The sequence below is a fragment of the Nitrobacter sp. NHB1 genome (assembly GCF_036964665.1).
In the GTDB taxonomy this organism is placed as follows: domain Bacteria; phylum Pseudomonadota; class Alphaproteobacteria; order Rhizobiales; family Xanthobacteraceae; genus Nitrobacter.
This window is the reverse complement of sequence record NZ_JBAMDA010000001.1, coordinates 1,256,330-1,274,674: the sequence shown is the minus strand read 5'-3', so window position 1 is coordinate 1,274,674 and position 18,345 is coordinate 1,256,330. Positions and strand designations below refer to the sequence as shown.

Genomic DNA, 18,345 nt, shown 5'->3' with positions numbered 1-18,345 from the left:
TCCCCTCCGAGGAGAGGGGACAGGAGCAGGGCGAACGCAGGATGCCCACCTGCATTAAATGTCCGACCCGCGGTCGCGACGAGCATTGAGGAAGAGAAAATGCGTCACGGCAAGGTTCACCGGAAACTCAACCGCACCGCGGAGCATCGCAAGGCGATGTTCGCCAACATGGCGGCGTCGCTCATCAAACACGAGCAGATCGTCACCACGTTGCCGAAGGCGAAGGAACTGCGGCCGATCGTCGAAAAACTCGTGACGCTCGGCAAGAAGGGCGGTCTCGACAAGCGCCGTCAGGCGATCAGCGAGATGCGCGACGTCGATCAGGTGAAGAAGCTGTTTGCCGTGCTGGCGCCCCGCTACAAGGACCGTCAGGGCGGCTACACCCGCATCATCAAGGCCGGCTTCCGCTATGGCGACAACGCGCCGATGGCGGTGATCGAGTTCGTCGATCGCGACGTCGATGCCAAGGGTCAGGACTCCGGTCCGGTGCAGGAGAAGGCCGCCGAGGACGCGTGAGGTCTTAGCGGTACCTGGGGAACATTAGAGCGTTTTCGAGCGAAGCATGTCCTCGGGCTGGACCCGAGGATGGATACCAGTTCGCGTGAAGAAAACGCGTCAAATCAAAATCATACAGCCTCGTTTCTGATTCCATCGAAACCGAGGCTGTAGAAGTGGCGCTCAAGCGCCGTTTTTTGTTGCACGTCTGCAGTGCGCTGCGGACAATTGCGAAGCTGCCCGGTGGTGACGATATCTCCGTGATCAGACAACGGAGACCATCATGAACATCGATCTTTCCGGTAAAACGGCACTCGTCACCGGGTCGACATCCGGTATCGGTCACGCCATCGCCAAGGGATTTGCGGAGGCGGGGGCGGATGTTCTGGTCAACGGCCGAACCCAATCGAGGGTGGACGAGGCCATCGTGAAACTGTCGTCAGCGGGCAAGGTGCGCGGCATTGCGGCGGACGTTTCGACGGCCGAGGGTTGCAAGGTGCTGTTGGCGGCTGTGCCGGACGTCGACATCCTCGTCAACAACACCGGCATTTTCGAACCAAAGGATTTTTTTGATATTCCCGACGAAGACTGGACCCGGCTTTTCAACGTCAATGTCATGTCCGGAATCCGTCTGTCGCGCGGCTACATGCCTGGCATGCTCAAGCGTGACTGGGGTCGTATCGTCTTCATTGCCTCGGAATCGGCGTTGATGATTCCGAAGGAGATGATCCATTACGGCATGACCAAGACGGCGCAACTTGCGATCTCGCGAGGGCTCGCCGAATTGACGCGCGGGACCGCCGTTACGGTCAACGCCGTCATGCCGGGGCCGACCATGTCGGAGGGCGTCAAGACCTTTGTGCAGGACCTCGCCAAACAGAACGGCCAGTCGGTCGACACCGACGCGGCGAATTTCATCAGGGAGCATCGGCCGACATCACTGATCCAGCGATTCGCCAGCGTCGACGAGATCGCCAACATGGTCGTCTATGTCGCCTCAAAGCAGGCGTCGGCAACGAACGGCGCTGCGCTGCGCGCGGAGGGCGGTTTGGTTCCGACCATTGCGTAGCGGTTTCGCCATCCTGCAACGTCGTCTGCGGTTCGTCACACCGGTGCCGACCCGCGAGCTACCAGCCCTCAGCACCGTCTTGCCGCGCGAATCGCCAAAGCGCCGAAATCGGAGCAAATCACCTTCTATTGCGCCGCCGAACCGCTTATATTTCGTCAGTTTTCCGAGAGGCCTCGATGTTCCGAATCAGTGCTTTCCTTGCGGCGGCTCTGTGCGCCGTCGTCGTATCCGGCAGCGTCAACTCTTCAGCGGCGCAGGACCGCCGCGTGCCGGCCTCTCAAGCCGAGCTTCGGTTGTCCTATGCGCCGATCGTGCAGCGGGTGGCGCCGGCCGTGGTCAACGTCTATGCCGCCAAGGTGATCCAGCGCCGCAATCCGCTTCTCGACGACCCGATCTTTCGCCGCTTCTTCGGTGTTCCCGGCCAGCAGCCGGAACAGATGCAGCGTTCGCTCGGCTCGGGGGTGATGGTCGATCCGTCCGGCCTTGTCGTGACTAACAATCACGTGATCGAGGGCGCCGATCAGGTCAAGGTCGCCTTGTCTGACAAGCGCGAGTTCGAGGCCGAGATCGTGCTCAAGGATACGCGGACCGATCTCGCGATCCTGCGCCTGAAGGATGTGCATGAGAAATTTCCGACGCTCGATTTTGCCAATTCGGATGAATTGCAGGTCGGAGACGTTGTACTCGCGATCGGAAACCCGTTCGGCGTCGGGCAGACGGTGACGCACGGCATTATTTCGGCGCTGGCGCGAACCCAGGTTGGCATTTCCGACTACCAGTTCTTCATCCAGACCGATGCGGCGATCAATCCGGGCAACTCCGGCGGCGCGCTGGTCGATATGACGGGCCGTCTTGCAGGCATCAACACGGCAATCTTCTCGCGCTCGGGAGGATCGCAGGGTATCGGCTTCGCGATTCCGGCCAACATGGTGCGGGTCGTCGTGGCGTCCGCCAAGCACGGGAGCAAGGCCGTGAAGCGGCCCTGGCTCGGCGCGCGACTGCAGGCGGTGACTCCGGAAATTGCCGAAACCATGGGCCTCAAGGCGCCTGCCGGCGCGCTGGTCGCCAGCGTTGCGCCGGGAAGTCCGGCGGCGCGGGCCGGCCTCAAGCTGTCCGATTTGATCGTGTCGATCGACGGACAGCCCGTCGAGGATCCCAATGCGTTCGACTATCGCTTCGCGACGCGCCCGATCGGCGGCACGTCGCGAGTGGAAGTTCAACGCAATGGCAAGCTGATGAAACTCTCTGTTCCGCTGGAGACGGCGCCGGACACAGGCCGCGACGAGATCGTGATCACCGCGCAGTCGCCGTTCCAGGGCGCGAAGGTTGCGAACATTTCGCCAGCGCTCGCCGACGAACTTCATCTCGATGCCGGCGCCGAAGGCGTCGTGGTGACCGCGCTGACCGATGATGGGATGGCCGCGAATGTCGGCTTCAAGAAAGGCGACATCATCCTGTCGGTCAACAACAAGAAGATCGTCAAGACGGCCGATCTCGAACGGGCCGTTAGCGAAGCCAGGCGGCTCTGGCGGATCACGCTGATGCGCGGCGGCCGGCAGATTCAAGTCATGCTCGGCGGATGAACCCGAAGCGCCAGCGCGATTCTAAAAGCCTGTTTGCCGCGGCGGGTCTGGAGCGCGATGCGCCGCATCCGCTGCCGGACAGGTTGCGACCGCGGGCGCTGTCCGACGTGGTCGGGCAGGATCACATTCTCGGACCGGACGGCGCGCTGACCCGGATGCTGGAAACCCGCACGCTCGGCTCGCTCGTCTTCTGGGGGCCGCCGGGGACCGGCAAGACCACGGTGGCGCGGCTGCTGGCGGATGCGACTGCGCTGCACTTCGAGCAACTGTCGGCGGTGTTCTCCGGCGTCGCCGACCTGAAGAAGGCGTTCGACGCCGCCCGCGAGCGCCGCGAGTTGGGGACCGGAACGCTTCTGTTCGTCGACGAGGTGCATCGCTTTAACAAGGCGCAGCAGGATTCGTTTCTGCCTGTCATGGAGGACGGCACCGTCGTCCTGGTCGGGGCGACCACCGAGAACCCGTCGTTTGAACTGAACGCGGCGCTGTTGTCGCGGGCGCGCGTGCTGGTGTTCCGCTCGCTCGACGCTGCGACGATCGAGAAGCTATTCTCGCGCGCCGAACAGGTCGAAGGCAAGCCGCTGCCGCTCGATACCGAGGCGCGCTCTGCGCTGGTGCGTATGGCCGACGGCGACGGCCGCGCGGCGTTGACGCTGGTCGAGGAAGTCTGGCGGTCGGCTCGCGAAGGCGAGATCTTCGACGCTAAACAGTTGCAGGGCGTGCTGCAGCGCCGCGCGCCGATCTACGACAAGTCCGCCGATGGGCACTACAACCTGATCTCCGCGCTGCACAAGTCGGTGCGCGGCTCCGATCCGGATGCGGCGCTGTATTATCTGGCGCGGATGTTCCAGGCTGGCGAGGATCCGCTGTTTCTGGCGCGCCGCGTGGTGCGAATGGCGGTGGAGGATATCGGTCTTGCCGATCCGCAGGCGCTGGCGATCTGCAACGCCGCCAAGGATGCCTACGATTTTCTCGGCTCGCCCGAGGGCGAGCTGGCGATCGCGCAGGCCGTGATCTATCTCGCCACCGCGCCGAAATCCAACGCTGCTTACAAGGCGTTCGGCGCGGCGATGCGCACGGCAAAGGAGGCGGGGTCGCTCTTGCCGCCCAAGCATATTCTCAACGCGCCGACCAGGCTGATGAAGTCGGAAGGCTACGGTGGCGGTTATCAGTACGATCACGATACGCCGGATGGCTTTTCCGGCCAGGACTACTTTCCAGAAGCGCTGGGACGGCGGACGTTCTACGATCCGCTCGATCGCGGCTTCGAGCGCGAGATCAGGAAGCGGCTGGACTACTGGGCCAGGCTGCGACGAGAGAAGGAGAGCGGCAGGGTATGATTATGAAGTTTATCCGTGCCTGGATCATCGGCATCGTCGCTCTCGCGTGCGTGACGCCGTCGCATGCGGAGATGGTCGAGACCGCTCCCGGCGTCAAGGTGACGAAGAAGACATTCCCGGCACCGAGTGACGAGCAGCCGTTCTTCGGATTTGCCGAGAAAACTCCCGAACGGCGCAAGGCCGATGCCGACTTTCTTGCGGCGGCGGATAAGCTCGGCTCGCGCGAGGCGGTTTTCGATATAGCCATCGCGCGCGGCTGGGCGCATATCGCTCGCGGCGACCTGTCGGAGGCGGCCAAACGCTTCAATCAGGCGTGGCTGCTCGCCCCGGAGCGCAGCGCGGTCTATCACGGTTTTGCGGTGATCGCTGCGGCGCGCTTCGGCGATCTCGAATATGCCGAAGAACTGTTCAAGATTGCGCTTCGCCAGCCGAAACCGCGGCAAACGCTGAAGGCTGATTACGGACGCCTGCTGCTGAAGACCAAGCGTCCGGCCGAGGCGAAAACCATGCTGGAGGCGGGCGTGCGCGACGCGCCGGAATTCGCGGATGGGTGGGCCAGTCTCGGACTTGCGCGGTTGCAGACCGGCGACGCCGCAGGCGCGTGTGCGGCCGCGAGCAAGGCTGACAAGCTCAAGCGCTCGCGCGACGTGATGATCGATCTCTTCATGCTAAAGAGGCAGGCGGCTTGCCAGTAGCGCTCGGGTGGCGGGCGAGCGACGTGATTTCATCGTGACGCTGCCCGGCTTCTGCGCTACCCACACGGTTTGTTGGCAAGTTAGAGGAACGGATGAGCCGCCGCGTCAAGCGACCTCTCGCGAAGAAGTCCGTGCGCGATGACAAGCGCGCCAGAGTGCGTAGCGAGCGCAAGTCTGCTCCCCTCCCTCCGCAAAGCGAAACGAAGCGCCGGGGAGGGGTCGGGGGTGGGGGGCATTCGACCTCGAAGCCTCACCCCACCCCGGCGTCTGCGACGCCGACCCTCCCCACCGCCAGGCAGGGGGAGGGAAAGGAAATGCCGCTGCCGACGAAGGTGCAGACCGTGGCCGTGACGGCCGACGAAGCCAACATGCGCGTCGATCGCTTTCTTGAGGCGCGCTTTCCCGGCCTGTCATTTTCCCACATTCAGCGCGTCGTCCGCAAAGGCGAGTTGCGCGTGAACGGCAAGCGCGCCGACAGCAAGGATCGCCTGGGCGAAGGCGACAAGGTCCGCATCCCGCCGCTCAAGCTCGACACGCCGAAGGCCGCGTCGGGCCTGTCCGAGGCCGAGACAAAGATACGCGACGAATTGCAGAAGATGGTGCTGTTCGAGGATGCCGACGTCATGGTGCTGAACAAGCCGGCTGGTCTTGCGGTGCAGGGCGGCTCGGGTCTGTCGCGGCACATCGACGGTATGCTTGACGTGATGTGCGACGCGAAAGGTCAGCGCCCGCGCCTCGTGCATCGGCTCGATCGCGAGACAGCCGGCTGCCTGCTGGTGGCCAAGACGCGTTTTGCGGCGACCGCCCTGACAGGGTCGTTCCGCCATCGTTCGGCGCGCAAGGTTTACTGGGCGCTGGTTGCGGGCGTGCCGAAGCCGAAGCAGGGCCGCATATCGACCTATCTCGCCAAGGACGAGAGCGAGGAGGATTCAATCATGCGGATCGCCGCGCATGGCGACGAGGGCGCGAGCCACGCGGTGACCTACTACGCGGTGGTGGAAACCTCGGCGCAGAAGCTTGCCTGGGTATCGCTGAAGCCCGTCACGGGACGGACCCATCAACTCCGCGCGCACATGGCGCATATCGGTCATGCCATCGTCGGCGATCCCAAGTATTTCAACAAGGAAAACTGGCAATTGCCGGGAGGTCTTCAGAAGCGGCTGCATCTCCTGGCGCGCCGCATCGTGATCCCGCATCCGCGCGGCGGCGTCATCGACGTCACTGCGCCGCTGCCGCCGCACATGCTGCAATCCTGGAATCTGCTCGGCCTTGAAGCGGATCGGTTCGACCCGATCGAGAACGCGCCGGAGGAGTAGGTCCGTGCCGTTGCGCCGGGGCCTTCGGGTTCAATCGGCATCGGGCGAGATGAGAGTATGCCATGCGTGAATTATTCGAAGAAGGTCTTGGCCCGTCGCCGCTGGATCCGGAGGAAGCTGCGCGCAACTCTGCGCGAACCGGGCAGCGCAAGCGTTTTTATGCACGCGCGGGTGTGAGGGAGGCGCCGGAAGGGTTCGCCATCCTGCTCGATGACAAGCCTGTTCGCACGCCGTCGCGCAACCTGTTGGCGGCGCCGGTCCGGGAGATCGCCGCAATCATTGCCGCCGAATGGCAAGCGCAGCAGGACCTCATCAACCCCATGACCATGCCGATGACGCGGCTCGCCAACAGCGTCATCGATGCCGTGGCCGGCCACGTCGATGCCGTGGTCGAGGATATTGCCAAATACTTCGGATCGGACCTTCTGTTCTACCGCGCCGGCCATCCCGAGGCGCTGGTTGCGCGCGAAGCCGCGCATTGGGATCCCGTGTTGTTCTGGGCGGCCGAAACGCTGGGAGCGCATTTCATCCTGAGCGAGGGCATCGTCCACGTCCGCCAGCCGGATCAGGCGATCGCCGTCGCTCGCGCGGCGCTGCCGTCCGATCCCTGGGCGGCTGGAGCCCTGCATGTGGCCACGACATTGACCGGCTCGGCGTTGCTCGCGCTCGCCTTGATGCGAGGACGGCTGGATGCGGACGCGGTCTGGGCCGCCGCCCATGTCGATGAGGACTGGAACAGCGAGCAATGGGGCGTCGACGAGGAGGTGGCCGTCCGGCGGGCGGCCCGTATGGCCGATTTCAGGGCCGCTGCGGCGGTTCTGGCGGTGCAGACTAAACCATTCGGTTAACGAGAGGTTTAGACACCGAAGTTAGCCTCGCGGGTCAAACGAGGCTTTCATGGCGATTTCGATCAATCCGATCTTTCCGGTCATCGCGGCGCAAGGCGCTGCGTCTGATGCTGCGCTTCAGCCGGGCAGCGTGATCGACGCGCGGGTCCAGAAGATCCTCGCCAACGATCTCGTTCGCATCGCGATCGCCAACCTGACGATCGAGGTGCTGTCCGAAATTCCGCTTCAAGTCGGCCAATCCCTGCAGCTTGCGGTGTCGCAGACCGCGCAAGGCCTGAAGTTGTCAGTGGTGGGGCAAAGCGGGTCGCCAAATCTGGCGGCCGCTGCGGCGGCGGCTACCGCGGAGCCGACGGATACCGTGACGCTGACGGCGGATGGCGCGGCCACCGTCGCTGCGGCTAAAGCCGATGCGCTGGCCCCACCCTCAAAATCCGCTCTGACAGCGCTGGAAGCCCTTTTCGTATCGGCCGCGGCGCAGTCCGCCGCGACGCGGCAAGGCAGCCTGTCGCCGCTCTATGCCAATCTGCTGGTGGCCGCCGGATCGGGCAAGCTGCCGCCGCAGGCGCAACAGGTCGTGGATCGGCTGCTGTCGCTGCGTCCCGATCTCGGTCCGAACCTGGCCGGGAGCGACATCAAGACCGCGTTCCGGAATTCCGGGCTTTTTCTCGAGGTATCGCTGGCGGCAGGATTGAAGGGTGCGCCATCGGCTGCGCCGGCATCGGCGCCCGCGCAACTTCCCGATCTCAAGGCCGCGCTGCTTGTGCTTCGCGAGGCGCTTTCGATCACTGCCGGCGCGCCGGTAACGCAGAGCGCGTCGGGCGCACAGCAAGCGCCGCAACCCGCGGCCGGGCCAGCGCCATCGATGACAGGCGCGCCGCCGTTGTCACCGGACTTCGAGCCGCAGGAAGCCTATCTGCCGCAGGCGCGGCTGCCCGTCACCGACGATCCCGACAATCCGGCGGCTATGAACCAGACATTGTTTTCGCGCGTATCAGATGCCGGCGTTCGCGCCGCCGCCACCGGTGCTGCCTTGAATCGTTTGCAAGAAGTGCTTCAGAACGGAGGGAGCAGAACCGGCTTCGGTGTTGAACTCGGACTCGACGGCGACCCCGCGGCCGGACCGTCGCCGCTCAGGGCCGCTGCCGCGAACGGCCCCACTGAGAACAACGTCTTCATCGTACGCACCAGCACACCGTCGCCGCCCTTTCGCGACGCGCTGCCGAGCGCGCAACCCGTCGCGTTGCCGCTGCTAGCGTCGGGCGCACCGGCGAGCGAGATCGCACGGCATCTGCTTGACGATACCGATGCAGCGATCGCGCGCCAAACGTTGTTGCAGGTTGCCTCGCTCCCGGATCGTGTCGACACCGCAGGCGTGAGGTCCGATCAGCTTGCGCCGCGCTGGAATTTCGAGATTCCGTTCGCGACGCCGATGGGCACCGCCATTGCACAGTTCGAGATTGCGCGCGATGCCGCTGCTCACGATGTCGAGACGGCGAAGCGGGTCTGGCGCGCGCGCTTTTCGCTCGACGTCGAACCCACAGGGCCGGTTCATGCGCTGGTGTCGCTGACCGGCGACAACACGTCGGTGCGGCTCTGGGCCGAGCGTCCTGCAACAGTAAGCCGGTTGCGCGCCGGCGCCTCGCAGTTGAGTCAGGCATTGAGCCGCGCCGAATTGCAGCCGGGCGATATCGTCATCAGCGAGGGCGTGCCGCCGCAACAGAGGCCCGCGCCGGCGGGCCATTTTCTGGATCGCGCGTTATGAGCCCGGAGACCAAGGATCAAGTCGCGGTCGCCCTTCACTATGACAAGGGCAGCGGTGCGCCGCGCGTGGTCGCCAAGGGCAGGGGATCGCTCGGCGCGAAGATCATCGAGGTGGCGAGAGAGCACGACATTCCGATCGAGGAAAACGAGGTGCTGGCCGGCGCGCTGTCGCATGTCGAACTCGGCGACGAGATTCCGGCCGAACTGTACAAGGCCGTCGCTGAAGTGCTGGTGTTCGTGCTGCGGCTGTCGGGACGGGCGCCCTGACGTCGTTCGCACCGCGCGCGTTGGTGACAGCCTCAAAAACGGCGTGCTAGAATCGACTGAAACGATGCGGCAAACCCGAGGCAGCCCAAACCGCCTTTTTTGCCGCAAACGGGAATCGACGAAACCCCGGCCGGAGCCCATGAAAGACATCCTCGAAACCCTCGACGCCCGCCGCGCCGCTGCAAAACTCGGCGGTGGCGAGAAGCGCATCGAGACGCAGCACGCGCGCGGCAAGCTGACGGCGCGCGAGCGTATCGAGCTTCTGCTCGACAAGGGCTCGTTCGAGGAGTTCGACATGTTCGTCGAGCACCGCTCGACCGAATTCGGCATGGAGAAATCGAAGGTGCCGGGCGATGGCGTCGTCACCGGCTGGGGCACCGTCAACGGCCGCAAGACGTTTGTGTTCGCGAAAGACTTCACGGTGTTCGGCGGCTCGCTGTCGGAAACGCACGCGCTGAAGATCACCAAAATACAGGACATGGCGCTGAAGGCGCGGGCGCCGATCATCGGCCTCTACGATGCCGGCGGTGCGCGCATTCAGGAAGGCGTCGCCGCGCTCGCGGGCTATTCCTATGTATTCCGCCGCAACGTGCAGGCCTCCGGCGTCATTCCGCAGATATCGGTCATCATGGGGCCGTGCGCGGGCGGCGACGTCTATTCGCCGGCGCTGACCGACTTCATCTTCATGGTGAAGAATACCAGCTACATGTTCGTCACCGGTCCCGACGTGGTGAAGACCGTCACCAACGAAGTGGTGACCGCGGAAGAACTCGGCGGCGCCAGCGTGCACGCGACGAAGTCGTCGATCGCCGACGGCGCGTTCGAAAACGATGTCGAAACACTCTTGCAGATGCGCCGGCTAATCGACTTCCTGCCGGGCAACAACACCGACGGCGTGCCGGAATGGCCGAGTTTCGACGACATCGAGCGTACCGACGACTCGCTGGACACGCTGATTCCCGACAATCCCAACAAGCCCTATGACATCAAGGAACTGATCCTGAAGGTCGTGGACGAGGGCGACTTCTTCGAACTCGCGGAGACGTTTGCGAAAAACATCGTCACCGGCTTCGGCCGCATTGCCGGGCGCACCGTCGGCTTTGTTGCCAACCAGCCGATGGTGCTGGCGGGCGTGCTGGATTCTGACGCATCACGCAAGGCCGCGCGCTTTGTGCGTTTTTGCGATGCCTTCAACATTCCGATCGTGACGTTCGTCGATGTGCCGGGCTTTTTGCCGGGCACGGCGCAGGAGTATGGCGGGCTGATCAAGCACGGCGCAAAACTGTTGTTCGCTTATTCGCAATGCACGGTGCCGCTGGTCACCGTCATCACGCGCAAAGCCTATGGCGGCGCGTTCGACGTGATGGCGTCCAAGGAAATCGGCGCCGACATGAACTACGCCTGGCCGACCGCGCAGATCGCGGTGATGGGTGCCAAGGGCGCGGTGGAGATCATCTTCCGCAGCGACATCGGCGATGCGGAGAAGATCGCCGCGCGCACAAAAGAATACGAGGATCGCTTCCTGTCGCCGTTCATAGCCGCCGAGCGCGGTTACATCGACGACGTCATCATGCCGCACTCGACCCGCAAGCGCATCGCCCGTGCGCTGGCGATGCTGAGGGACAAGCACGTTGACGCACCGATGAAGAAGCACGACAATATTCCGCTGTGAGCGGATACGACGGAAGATTAGAGCGTTTTCGAGCGAAGTGGATACCGGTTCGCGTCAAGAAAACGCGTCAAATCAAAATCATAGAGCCCCGCTTCTGATTCCATCAGAAGCGAAAAGGCTCTAGCCTGGAATAATAATGAGACGCTTGCAAACGATCTCACGACTTCGATGTTAGCAAACTCGTAAACCCGGATAATCGAGGAGGCGACGATGATGTTCGACTGGAACGACTACAAGAAGCAGCTTTCGGGCAGGATTGGCGAAATTGGAAAGATCAGTCCTTCGATTACGCGGGGATACTCAGAGATCAGCGGTGCAAGCGCCAAGACAGGAAAGCTTGGCGACAAGACCCGCGAACTGATCGCCCTGGCTGTCGCTGTGACCCGGCAGTGCGACGGCTGTATCGCCGTGCATACGGACGCGGCCATCAAGTATGGCGCAACACGCGAGGAAGTCGCGGAAGCGCTTGGGGTCGCCATCGCGATAAATGCCGGGGCTGCGCTGGTTTTTTCCGCAAGAGTGATGGACGCTTACGACGCCATCAGTAAGGCGTAGCGAAGGACAGCGCCGCCGAGCGTGGCACCATCGACGACGTGATCATGGCGCGCTCGGCGTGCCGCCGCGTCGTGCAAGCGTGATCGCGATGCTGAGGGACAAACACGTCGATGCGCTGACGAAGAAGCTCGATAATACTCCGTTGTGAGGATGAACGTATGAAGATCGAGGAATTCAAGCAAAGTCTGCGATCTTCCTTGCAGGAAACATGTGCGCACAACAATTGGAGCTTCGACAACGCTAAGCAGAGGGGGATGGTATTCGAAGATTGGTGCTTTCGTCTGTTGAGCGATCGGTACCCTGCCGCGGATAACAACGCTGAGCAATGCATAGTCAGAAGCGATGACGCCGGAATTGATATATTTTTTGAGAGCAAGGAGACTGAAGAAATTTACATTCTTCAGTGCAAGCATCCCAAAATTGCCGCGTCAGACCCTATTCCTGAGCACGAAATAAAATCGTTTTTCTCGAACTACGAATTATTGCGGGATCATAAATATTTTGAGCAACGGAGAACAAAAAATCCGAAAATATTGGAGCTTGTTGCTGAGTTTGAGTATTGGATTAAGCAGGGATACCTGATTCATTTTATTTTTGTAAGTACTGGCATCGCTGATGATAAGGTCGCGGCTCTAATTGAAAATTTTAACGGCGCAAAACACAAAGCCAATGTTAAATTTGACGTCTGGGATATTTCTGGACTTCGTGATGAATACGTCTCTGTTCAAAGTATTGAGGAAAAGTATCCCGACAATGTAACGCTTACTCTGGCTGGCGGGCATTTTATGCAACCGGACGGGAATCTAAATAATCTGACATTCGCTATTCGGGGAACTGCCCTAAAGGATTTGGCGCTAGAGCATAAGGATAGTTTATTCAACTGGAATATACGTCGATTTTTGGGGCGTAAGGGCGAGGTGAATGCTGGTCTGACAGAGACGCTATCCAAGCACCCGGAGCACTTTTACTATTTTAATAACGGCATTTCTGCACTCTGCGAGGAATTCCATTTCGAACCAAAATCGAAAAAACTGCAAATTACAAAGTTGCAGGTCGTAAACGGCGCTCAAACGCTTGGTGCAATTAGGCATACCAATTCAGAGCAATTAAAAGACGTTCTTGTCTTGGTGAAGCTAACTGCCGTTAGACATGCCCACCGCGAAACAGGGATAGCCGCGTCCCTAATCAAGACGAACAACACACAGAATACGCTTCGAGCGCCAGACTTTCGATCTAATGATAAGATCCAGCTTTGGCTTGAGGAGAAGTTTAAGTCTACAAAGCCTCGGGGCGAATTTCCTCAGATTGCTTATGGTAGAAAGCGGCCTTATCCGCGATCGAGTGCTGCACAATCGGTTCTTAAGCTTCAAGACTTAGGAAAAATCCGATACGCGTGGCATAATGATCCTCGCATTCCTATTTCCGATCCGGCGAAACTATTTTTATTGCCGGAGGAGGGAGGGTTGTATGGATTCTCTTTTGGAGCGGATGGGGAATTAGTTGATATTTGGAGTGATGATCAATTCCGTACGACGTTGCTTGCGATACATGCTTTTTGGAAAATTGAATCCGCGCTGAAGTCTTTGCAGACCAGTATCGTCGACCTAAGGCAGATTTCGCGTCTGAAGTACTATGGCCTGAAGCTATTCAAGCGATATTGTGATCAAGTGGTTGTAGTAGATCGGATTGTTTCGTTTGATGAACTTTTTGCTTTCGGGGGGAAGTTTAACTCGTTTTTTGATCGTTCAATGAAAGTTATAAGCCGCACATTATCCCAATCTTATCGAGATATGCTCAGTAGCGAGGAAGGAACGGCATTTTCACTGCCTCGTGACCCAAAGGTTTGGGCTGCTATCGAAAGGAAGTTTGAGGATAATCTTTCTTTGATTCGAGATATCGAAGGTTAAGCTGGCGTCTTAATCTAATGCCCCTCCTTCACATCCTCCGCCGTTTCCAAACGTGCCGCCTTCGATGCGTGATACCCGCGCGAGCACCTGTCGGATGCGGTGAGGTCGTTCGGTGCGATGCGGGCGTGACGCTAAAGGGGGATGAGATTTGATTGGCCCGTCATGCCCGGCTTTATGCCGGGCATCCACGTCTTGAAACAATCCGATCAAAGACCTGGATGGTCGGGACATAGGCGAGCGAAGCGACGCCGTTCTTCGAACGGCTATGCCCGGCCGTGACGCGTTGAAACGTTCGTCAACATCCCGCTTTAATTGAAGCTCAGCAGTTTAAACAGCGGCGCGAGATAGCTTATCTCCTGGCCGGATGTCGGCGTGGTGCGGCTGATGAAGTCGAAGATCTTGCCGTCCTTCAGCCCGTAGTTGGCGAGCCGGATCACCTGGCGGTTCTTGTCGAAATAGATGGCGATCACGCGCTGATCGGTGACACGCTGATGCATGAACGCGACCGGACGGTTCGAGCGCTGCGAAATGTAATAAAAGACCTCGCCGTTCAGCGTCGCGACCGTGGACGGAGTCCCCATCACGATCAGCACCTGATCCTGGCTGGCCCCGATCTGGATTTGCTCGAGCGCGCCGGGAGGCAGGATGTAGCCCTTCTGGAACTGCTCGCCGGTGCAGCCCGCCATGGCCGCACATACCAGCGCGGCTGCGAGCGTCGCGCGCAGGCGACGCCATCGCGGCGCGGCGTTTCCGCGTGCTGTCTTTGGGATCGAAATTGTCGGGGTCGAAATCGTCATTTTCGAGGCTGACCTCATCCTCTTGCATCGCGCGAGCCGTTGACGTACCCGGCAACGGTCCCCGATTGCAACAATCGGGAGTCCTGCGGGCTGTCTTTCGGAAACCCACATGCTCTGGCCGTTCAATCGCTTCAGAAAACAACCCAGCGCTCCGTCGCGCCGCACCATTGAAGCCATCTATGGCATGATCGTGGCGCAAGCGCGAGAGCCCTTGTTTTATCGTGCCTTAGGAGTGCCGGACACGGTCGATGGCCGCTTCGATATGGTTCTGCTGCACTTGTGGATGGTCCTTCGGCAACTGAAGCCGAGACCGGACGACGCACTTCGGCAGGCGCTGTTCGATCATTTCTGCAGCGACATGGACGCTAACTTGCGCGAAATGGGTGTCGGCGATCTGAGCGTTCCCAAGCGGATGCGGGCGTTTGGGGAAGCGTTCTACGGCCGCTCGGCGGCCTACGATCTTTCCTTTGCCGGAGGCCCGGAGCCGCTGGCACAGGCGCTCGACAAGAATATCTATAATGGCCGGGACATCGAAAGCGCGCGGCGGCTTGCCGCCTATACGGCGGACGCGATAGCCACGCTCGCCGATGGCGACGAGGCAACCTCGAGCGCAGGGTTGCGCTTTCCGGACCTCGCGCAACGGACATGAAAGAGCAGGGCATGACCGCCAGGGACAGGCCGGACACGATCGCAAATCCCTGGAGCGCGCGAGTCGTTGCGGCGCAGATTCCGGAAACGGGCCTTCATCGCGACATCGAGGCCGACGACGCCACGCGCGTGGCGCTGGCGAGGATCGCCGGTTTGCGCGATATCGAATCGGCCCGCGCATCGTTCGATCTGACGCCCGGCCGCGATGACAGGGTGCATGTGCGGGGCAGGGTGTCGGCGCGGGTCGGGCAGACCTGCGTGGTGTCCCTCGAGCCGATCGAGAACGACATCGTCGAGGACATCGACCTCGTCTTCGTGCCGGAAGGTCGGGTCCGCGAGTTCGCGGAGTCCGCCAATAACGATGAGGATGCGGGCCGCGACATTGCGGATGCGCTTGAGCCCATCGTCAATGGAGTCATCGATCTCGGGCGCCTGGCGACCGACGCATTGTTTCTGGGGATCGACCCTTATCCGCGGAAACCCGATGCCGTTTTCGCTCCCCCCTCCAGCGCGGCGGATCCCGAGGATCATCCCTTCGCCGGCCTTAAAGCGCTGAAAATCGATCCGAATTCATCGCGCAAGAAGAAGCCAACGCAGGATTGAGGTGCGAAACACCGGATGTGATTTTTCAGAAATTTGATGGTAAACAATTGAAGATAAAGGGATTTCGTTCTATTTTCGACGCTTGTTTTTGAGTTGCAAGGCTGCGGGATTCCACGGGGTCGGGAGGTTGTATCAAGGCCGGGACACGCTATTGTCGCGGCCGGGCCGATGAAGCGCCGCGCTCTGCCGTTCGCGACTGCCACTGGGGTGGCGATCCTTCCGTTTGCGGCCGGGCGCTTCAGGGCTGCAAGAGATCAGGGTTTCCGGGACTTCCATGCCGCAAAAGGTTCGAATCGCGCTTGACGCCATGGGTGGCGACATCGGCGCATCGGTGGTCATTCCGGGCGCCGCGATTTCCCTGAACCGTCATCCCGACACCGAGTTTCTGCTTTACGGCGACCGCGTCCTGATCGAAGCGCAACTCGCCGCTCACCCGGCGATGAAGGCGGTCTCTCGCGTCGTCCACACCGACGTCGCCGTCGCCATGCACGACAAGCCCAGCCAGGCGCTGCGCCGCGGCCGCAAGACCTCCTCGATGTGGCTTGCGATCGATGCGGTGAAGAAAGGCGAGGCCGACGTTGCGGTGTCCGCCGGCAATACCGGCGCGCTGATGGCGATGGCGCGATTCAACCTGCGGACGCTGCCCGGCATCGACCGCCCGGCGATCGCGGCGGTATGGCCGACCATGCGCGGCGATTCCGTGGTGCTCGATCTCGGCGCCACGATCGGCGGCGATGCCCACCACCTGATGGCGCTCGCGATCATGGGCAGCGCCATGGCGCGTGTTCTGTTCGATCTGGAGCGGCCGACCGTCGGTCTCCTCAATATCGGCGTCGAGGAGATCAAGGGCGGGGAGGAAATCCGCGAAGCCGCGGAATTGCTGCGGGCGATGGATCTGCCGCAGCTCGAATTCATCGGTTTCGTCGAAGGCGACGGTATCGGCAAGGGGGCCGCCGACGTCATTGTCAGCGAGGGCTTCAGCGGCAATATCGCGCTGAAGGCGGCCGAGGGAACCGCGCGGCAACTCGCCGAATATCTGCGCAGCGCGATGTCGCGCACCCTGTTATCGCGGATCGGCTATCTGTTCGCGCGGGGAGCCTTCAAGGCGCTGCGCGACAAGATGGACCCCCGGAAGTCCAATGGCGGCGTGTTCCTCGGCCTTAACGGGATCGTGGTCAAGAGCCACGGTGGAACCGACGCCGAAGGCTTTGCTTACGCGGTCGATGTTGGCTATGAGATGGTCCGCTACGATCTCCTGACCAAGATCAACGAAACGCTCAACCGCCACGGCCACACCCTTGCTTCGGCGTCGGCAGTGCAGGAGGCCCTCTCTTGACTGCGATACGTTCGGTCGTGCTCGGCTGCGGCTCCTACCTGCCACAAAGAATACTGACCAATGCCGAACTGGCCACCAGGGTCGATACCTCGGACGAGTGGATCGTCCAGCGCACCGGCATTCGTCAGCGCCACATCGCTGCGGAGGGGGAGTTCACGTCGCACCTCGCCATCCATGCGGCGCAGGCTGCGCTCGCTCATGCCGGCATCGACGCACAGTCGATCGACCTGATCGTGCTGGCGACGTCGACGCCGGACAACACGTTTCCGGCCACGGCGGTCGTGGTCCAGAGCGAACTCGGCATCAAGCAAGGCGCGGCCTTCGATCTCCAGGCGGTCTGTTCCGGGTTCGTGTTTGCGCTGGCCACCGCCGATAATTTCCTGCGTACCGGCGCGTTCAAGCGCGCGCTGGTGATCGGCGCGGAAACTTTCTCGCGCATTCTGGACTGGACCGATCGCGGGACCTGCGTACTGTTCGGCGACGGGGCCGGCGCGGTCGTGCTGGAAGCCCAGGAGCAGCCCGGCAAGCCTTCGGATCGCGGCATTCTGACGACACATCTGCGCTCGGACGGCCGTCATAAATCAAAACTTTATGTCGACGGCGGACCTTCCTCGACCCGGACCGTGGGCTATCTCCGGATGGAAGGCCGCGAGGTGTTCAAGCACGCCGTTGGCATGATTACCGACGTCATCGTCGATGCATTCGATGCGTCGGGCACGAGCGCGGACGACATCGACTGGTTCGTTCCGCACCAGGCCAACAAGCGAATCATCGATGCGTCGGCCCACAAACTGCATATTGCGCCGGAAAAAGTCGTGCTGACGGTCGATCGCCACGGCAATACCTCCGCGGCATCGATTCCGTTGGCATTATCGGTCGCCGTCGCGGACGGACGCATCAAAAGGGGCGATTTGGTGTTGCTGGAAGCGATGGGCGGAGGCTTCACCTGGGGCTCTGCGCTCCTGCGCTGGTAAGAGTTGAGTCAAAATATCCACCGGAAATTGCCGTCATCTAGTATGCGAAAGCATGATGTGATAGGTTGACCGTCGGGCGTTAAACTCTTAATTTCAGTTACGAATTGTTCGCCGGGAGCGTGGGGCAGGCGATGACCGAAACCGGAAAAACAGTCACTCGTGTCGATCTCTGCGAAGCAGTCTACAAAAAGGTGGGACTGTCGCGGACAGAGTCGTCTGCATTCGTTGAGCTGGTTCTGAAGGAGATCACCGATTGCCTGGAAAAGGGCGAGACGGTGAAGTTGTCGTCGTTCGGGTCGTTTATGGTGCGCAAAAAAGGCCAGCGTATCGGCCGCAATCCCAAGACCGGCACCGAGGTGCCGATCTCTCCGCGTCGCGTGATGGTATTCAAGCCGTCGGCTATTCTGAAGCAGCGGATCAACGGTAACAGCAACGGCAACGGCGCCGACACCAAGTCTGACTAGGCTAGTGTCCCTTTGATT

Annotated in this window: 18 protein-coding genes; 17 read left to right on the top strand and 1 reads right to left on the bottom strand. The window is 61.2% G+C overall.

Annotated elements, in window-relative coordinates; genetic code table 11:
- Nucleotides 1-99: 99 nt before the first annotated feature.
- The 12 genes from rplQ (at nt 100) to V4R08_RS05955 (ending at nt 13,505) form a co-directional block, all read left to right on the top strand.
- Nucleotides 100-516: a 50S ribosomal protein L17 gene (rplQ, locus tag V4R08_RS06010; RefSeq protein WP_335578513.1), complete on the top strand. Its 417-nt coding sequence runs from the start codon at nt 100-102 to the stop codon at nt 514-516.
- 262 nt (nt 517-778) lie between these two features.
- Entirely contained in the window at nt 779-1,564 is a 786-nt protein-coding gene (locus V4R08_RS06005; protein WP_335578512.1) for an SDR family NAD(P)-dependent oxidoreductase, read from the top strand.
- 176 nt (nt 1,565-1,740) lie between these two features.
- Nucleotides 1,741-3,147: a DegQ family serine endoprotease gene (locus V4R08_RS06000; RefSeq protein WP_335578511.1), complete on the top strand. Its 1,407-nt coding sequence runs from the start codon at nt 1,741-1,743 to the stop codon at nt 3,145-3,147.
- A complete protein-coding gene (locus V4R08_RS05995; RefSeq protein ID WP_335578510.1) occupies nt 3,144-4,484 on the top strand; it encodes a replication-associated recombination protein A in 1,341 nt (446 codons plus the stop codon). The genes V4R08_RS06000 and V4R08_RS05995 overlap by 4 nt, the downstream gene beginning before the upstream one ends.
- A gap of 2 nt (nt 4,485-4,486) precedes the next feature.
- Entirely contained in the window at nt 4,487-5,179 is a 693-nt protein-coding gene (locus V4R08_RS05990; protein ID WP_335578509.1) for a tetratricopeptide repeat protein, read from the top strand.
- A 314-nt stretch (nt 5,180-5,493) separates the two neighbouring features.
- Nucleotides 5,494-6,495 (top strand): RluA family pseudouridine synthase, encoded by a 1,002-nt coding sequence (locus V4R08_RS05985; protein WP_442935633.1) that lies wholly within the window; start codon nt 5,494-5,496, stop codon nt 6,493-6,495.
- A 62-nt stretch (nt 6,496-6,557) separates the two neighbouring features.
- Nucleotides 6,558-7,343 (top strand): ATP12 family chaperone protein, encoded by a 786-nt coding sequence (locus V4R08_RS05980; protein WP_335578507.1) that lies wholly within the window; start codon nt 6,558-6,560, stop codon nt 7,341-7,343.
- Nucleotides 7,344-7,392: 49 nt separating this feature from the next.
- The gene (gene fliK, locus V4R08_RS05975) at nt 7,393-9,105 is read left to right on the top strand and encodes a flagellar hook-length control protein FliK (RefSeq protein ID WP_335578506.1); all 1,713 of its coding nucleotides are present in this window, start codon (nt 7,393-7,395) and stop codon (nt 9,103-9,105) included.
- On the top strand, nt 9,102-9,371 hold the full coding sequence (locus V4R08_RS05970; RefSeq protein WP_335578505.1) for an EscU/YscU/HrcU family type III secretion system export apparatus switch protein: 270 nt from the start codon (nt 9,102-9,104) through the stop codon (nt 9,369-9,371). The genes fliK and V4R08_RS05970 overlap by 4 nt, the downstream gene beginning before the upstream one ends.
- A gap of 139 nt (nt 9,372-9,510) precedes the next feature.
- Nucleotides 9,511-11,043, top strand: a complete 1,533-nt coding sequence (locus tag V4R08_RS05965) for an acyl-CoA carboxylase subunit beta (RefSeq protein ID WP_335578504.1) — start codon at nt 9,511-9,513, stop codon at nt 11,041-11,043.
- Between the two features lie 213 nt (nt 11,044-11,256).
- Nucleotides 11,257-11,598, top strand: a complete 342-nt coding sequence (locus V4R08_RS05960; RefSeq protein WP_335580193.1) for a carboxymuconolactone decarboxylase family protein — start codon at nt 11,257-11,259, stop codon at nt 11,596-11,598.
- 158 nt (nt 11,599-11,756) lie between these two features.
- On the top strand, nt 11,757-13,505 hold the full coding sequence (locus V4R08_RS05955) for an AIPR family protein (RefSeq protein ID WP_335578503.1): 1,749 nt from the start codon (nt 11,757-11,759) through the stop codon (nt 13,503-13,505).
- 308 nt (nt 13,506-13,813) lie between these two features.
- On the opposite strand, the gene V4R08_RS05950 is transcribed toward V4R08_RS05955, so the two are convergent.
- Complete coding sequence (locus V4R08_RS05950; protein WP_335578502.1) at nt 13,814-14,302, bottom strand: outer membrane protein assembly factor BamE; 489 nt, start codon at nt 14,300-14,302, stop codon at nt 13,814-13,816.
- 109 nt (nt 14,303-14,411) lie between these two features.
- Between V4R08_RS05950 and V4R08_RS05945 the strand changes: the two genes are divergently transcribed.
- The 5 genes from V4R08_RS05945 (at nt 14,412) to V4R08_RS05925 (ending at nt 18,327) form a co-directional block, all read left to right on the top strand.
- A complete protein-coding gene (locus tag V4R08_RS05945) occupies nt 14,412-14,951 on the top strand; it encodes a ubiquinol-cytochrome C chaperone family protein (RefSeq protein WP_335578501.1) in 540 nt (179 codons plus the stop codon).
- An 11-nt stretch (nt 14,952-14,962) separates the two neighbouring features.
- Nucleotides 14,963-15,553, top strand: a complete 591-nt coding sequence (locus V4R08_RS05940; protein WP_335578500.1) for a YceD family protein — start codon at nt 14,963-14,965, stop codon at nt 15,551-15,553.
- A gap of 274 nt (nt 15,554-15,827) precedes the next feature.
- On the top strand, nt 15,828-16,889 hold the full coding sequence (plsX, locus tag V4R08_RS05935) for a phosphate acyltransferase PlsX (protein ID WP_335578499.1): 1,062 nt from the start codon (nt 15,828-15,830) through the stop codon (nt 16,887-16,889).
- Nucleotides 16,886-17,863: a beta-ketoacyl-ACP synthase III gene (locus V4R08_RS05930; RefSeq protein ID WP_335578498.1), complete on the top strand. Its 978-nt coding sequence runs from the start codon at nt 16,886-16,888 to the stop codon at nt 17,861-17,863. Before plsX ends, V4R08_RS05930 begins: the two co-directional genes overlap by 4 nt.
- Nucleotides 17,864-17,994: 131 nt before the next feature.
- Complete coding sequence (locus tag V4R08_RS05925) at nt 17,995-18,327, top strand: integration host factor subunit alpha (RefSeq protein ID WP_335580192.1); 333 nt, start codon at nt 17,995-17,997, stop codon at nt 18,325-18,327.
- The last annotated feature ends 18 nt before the right edge of the window (nt 18,328-18,345 follow it).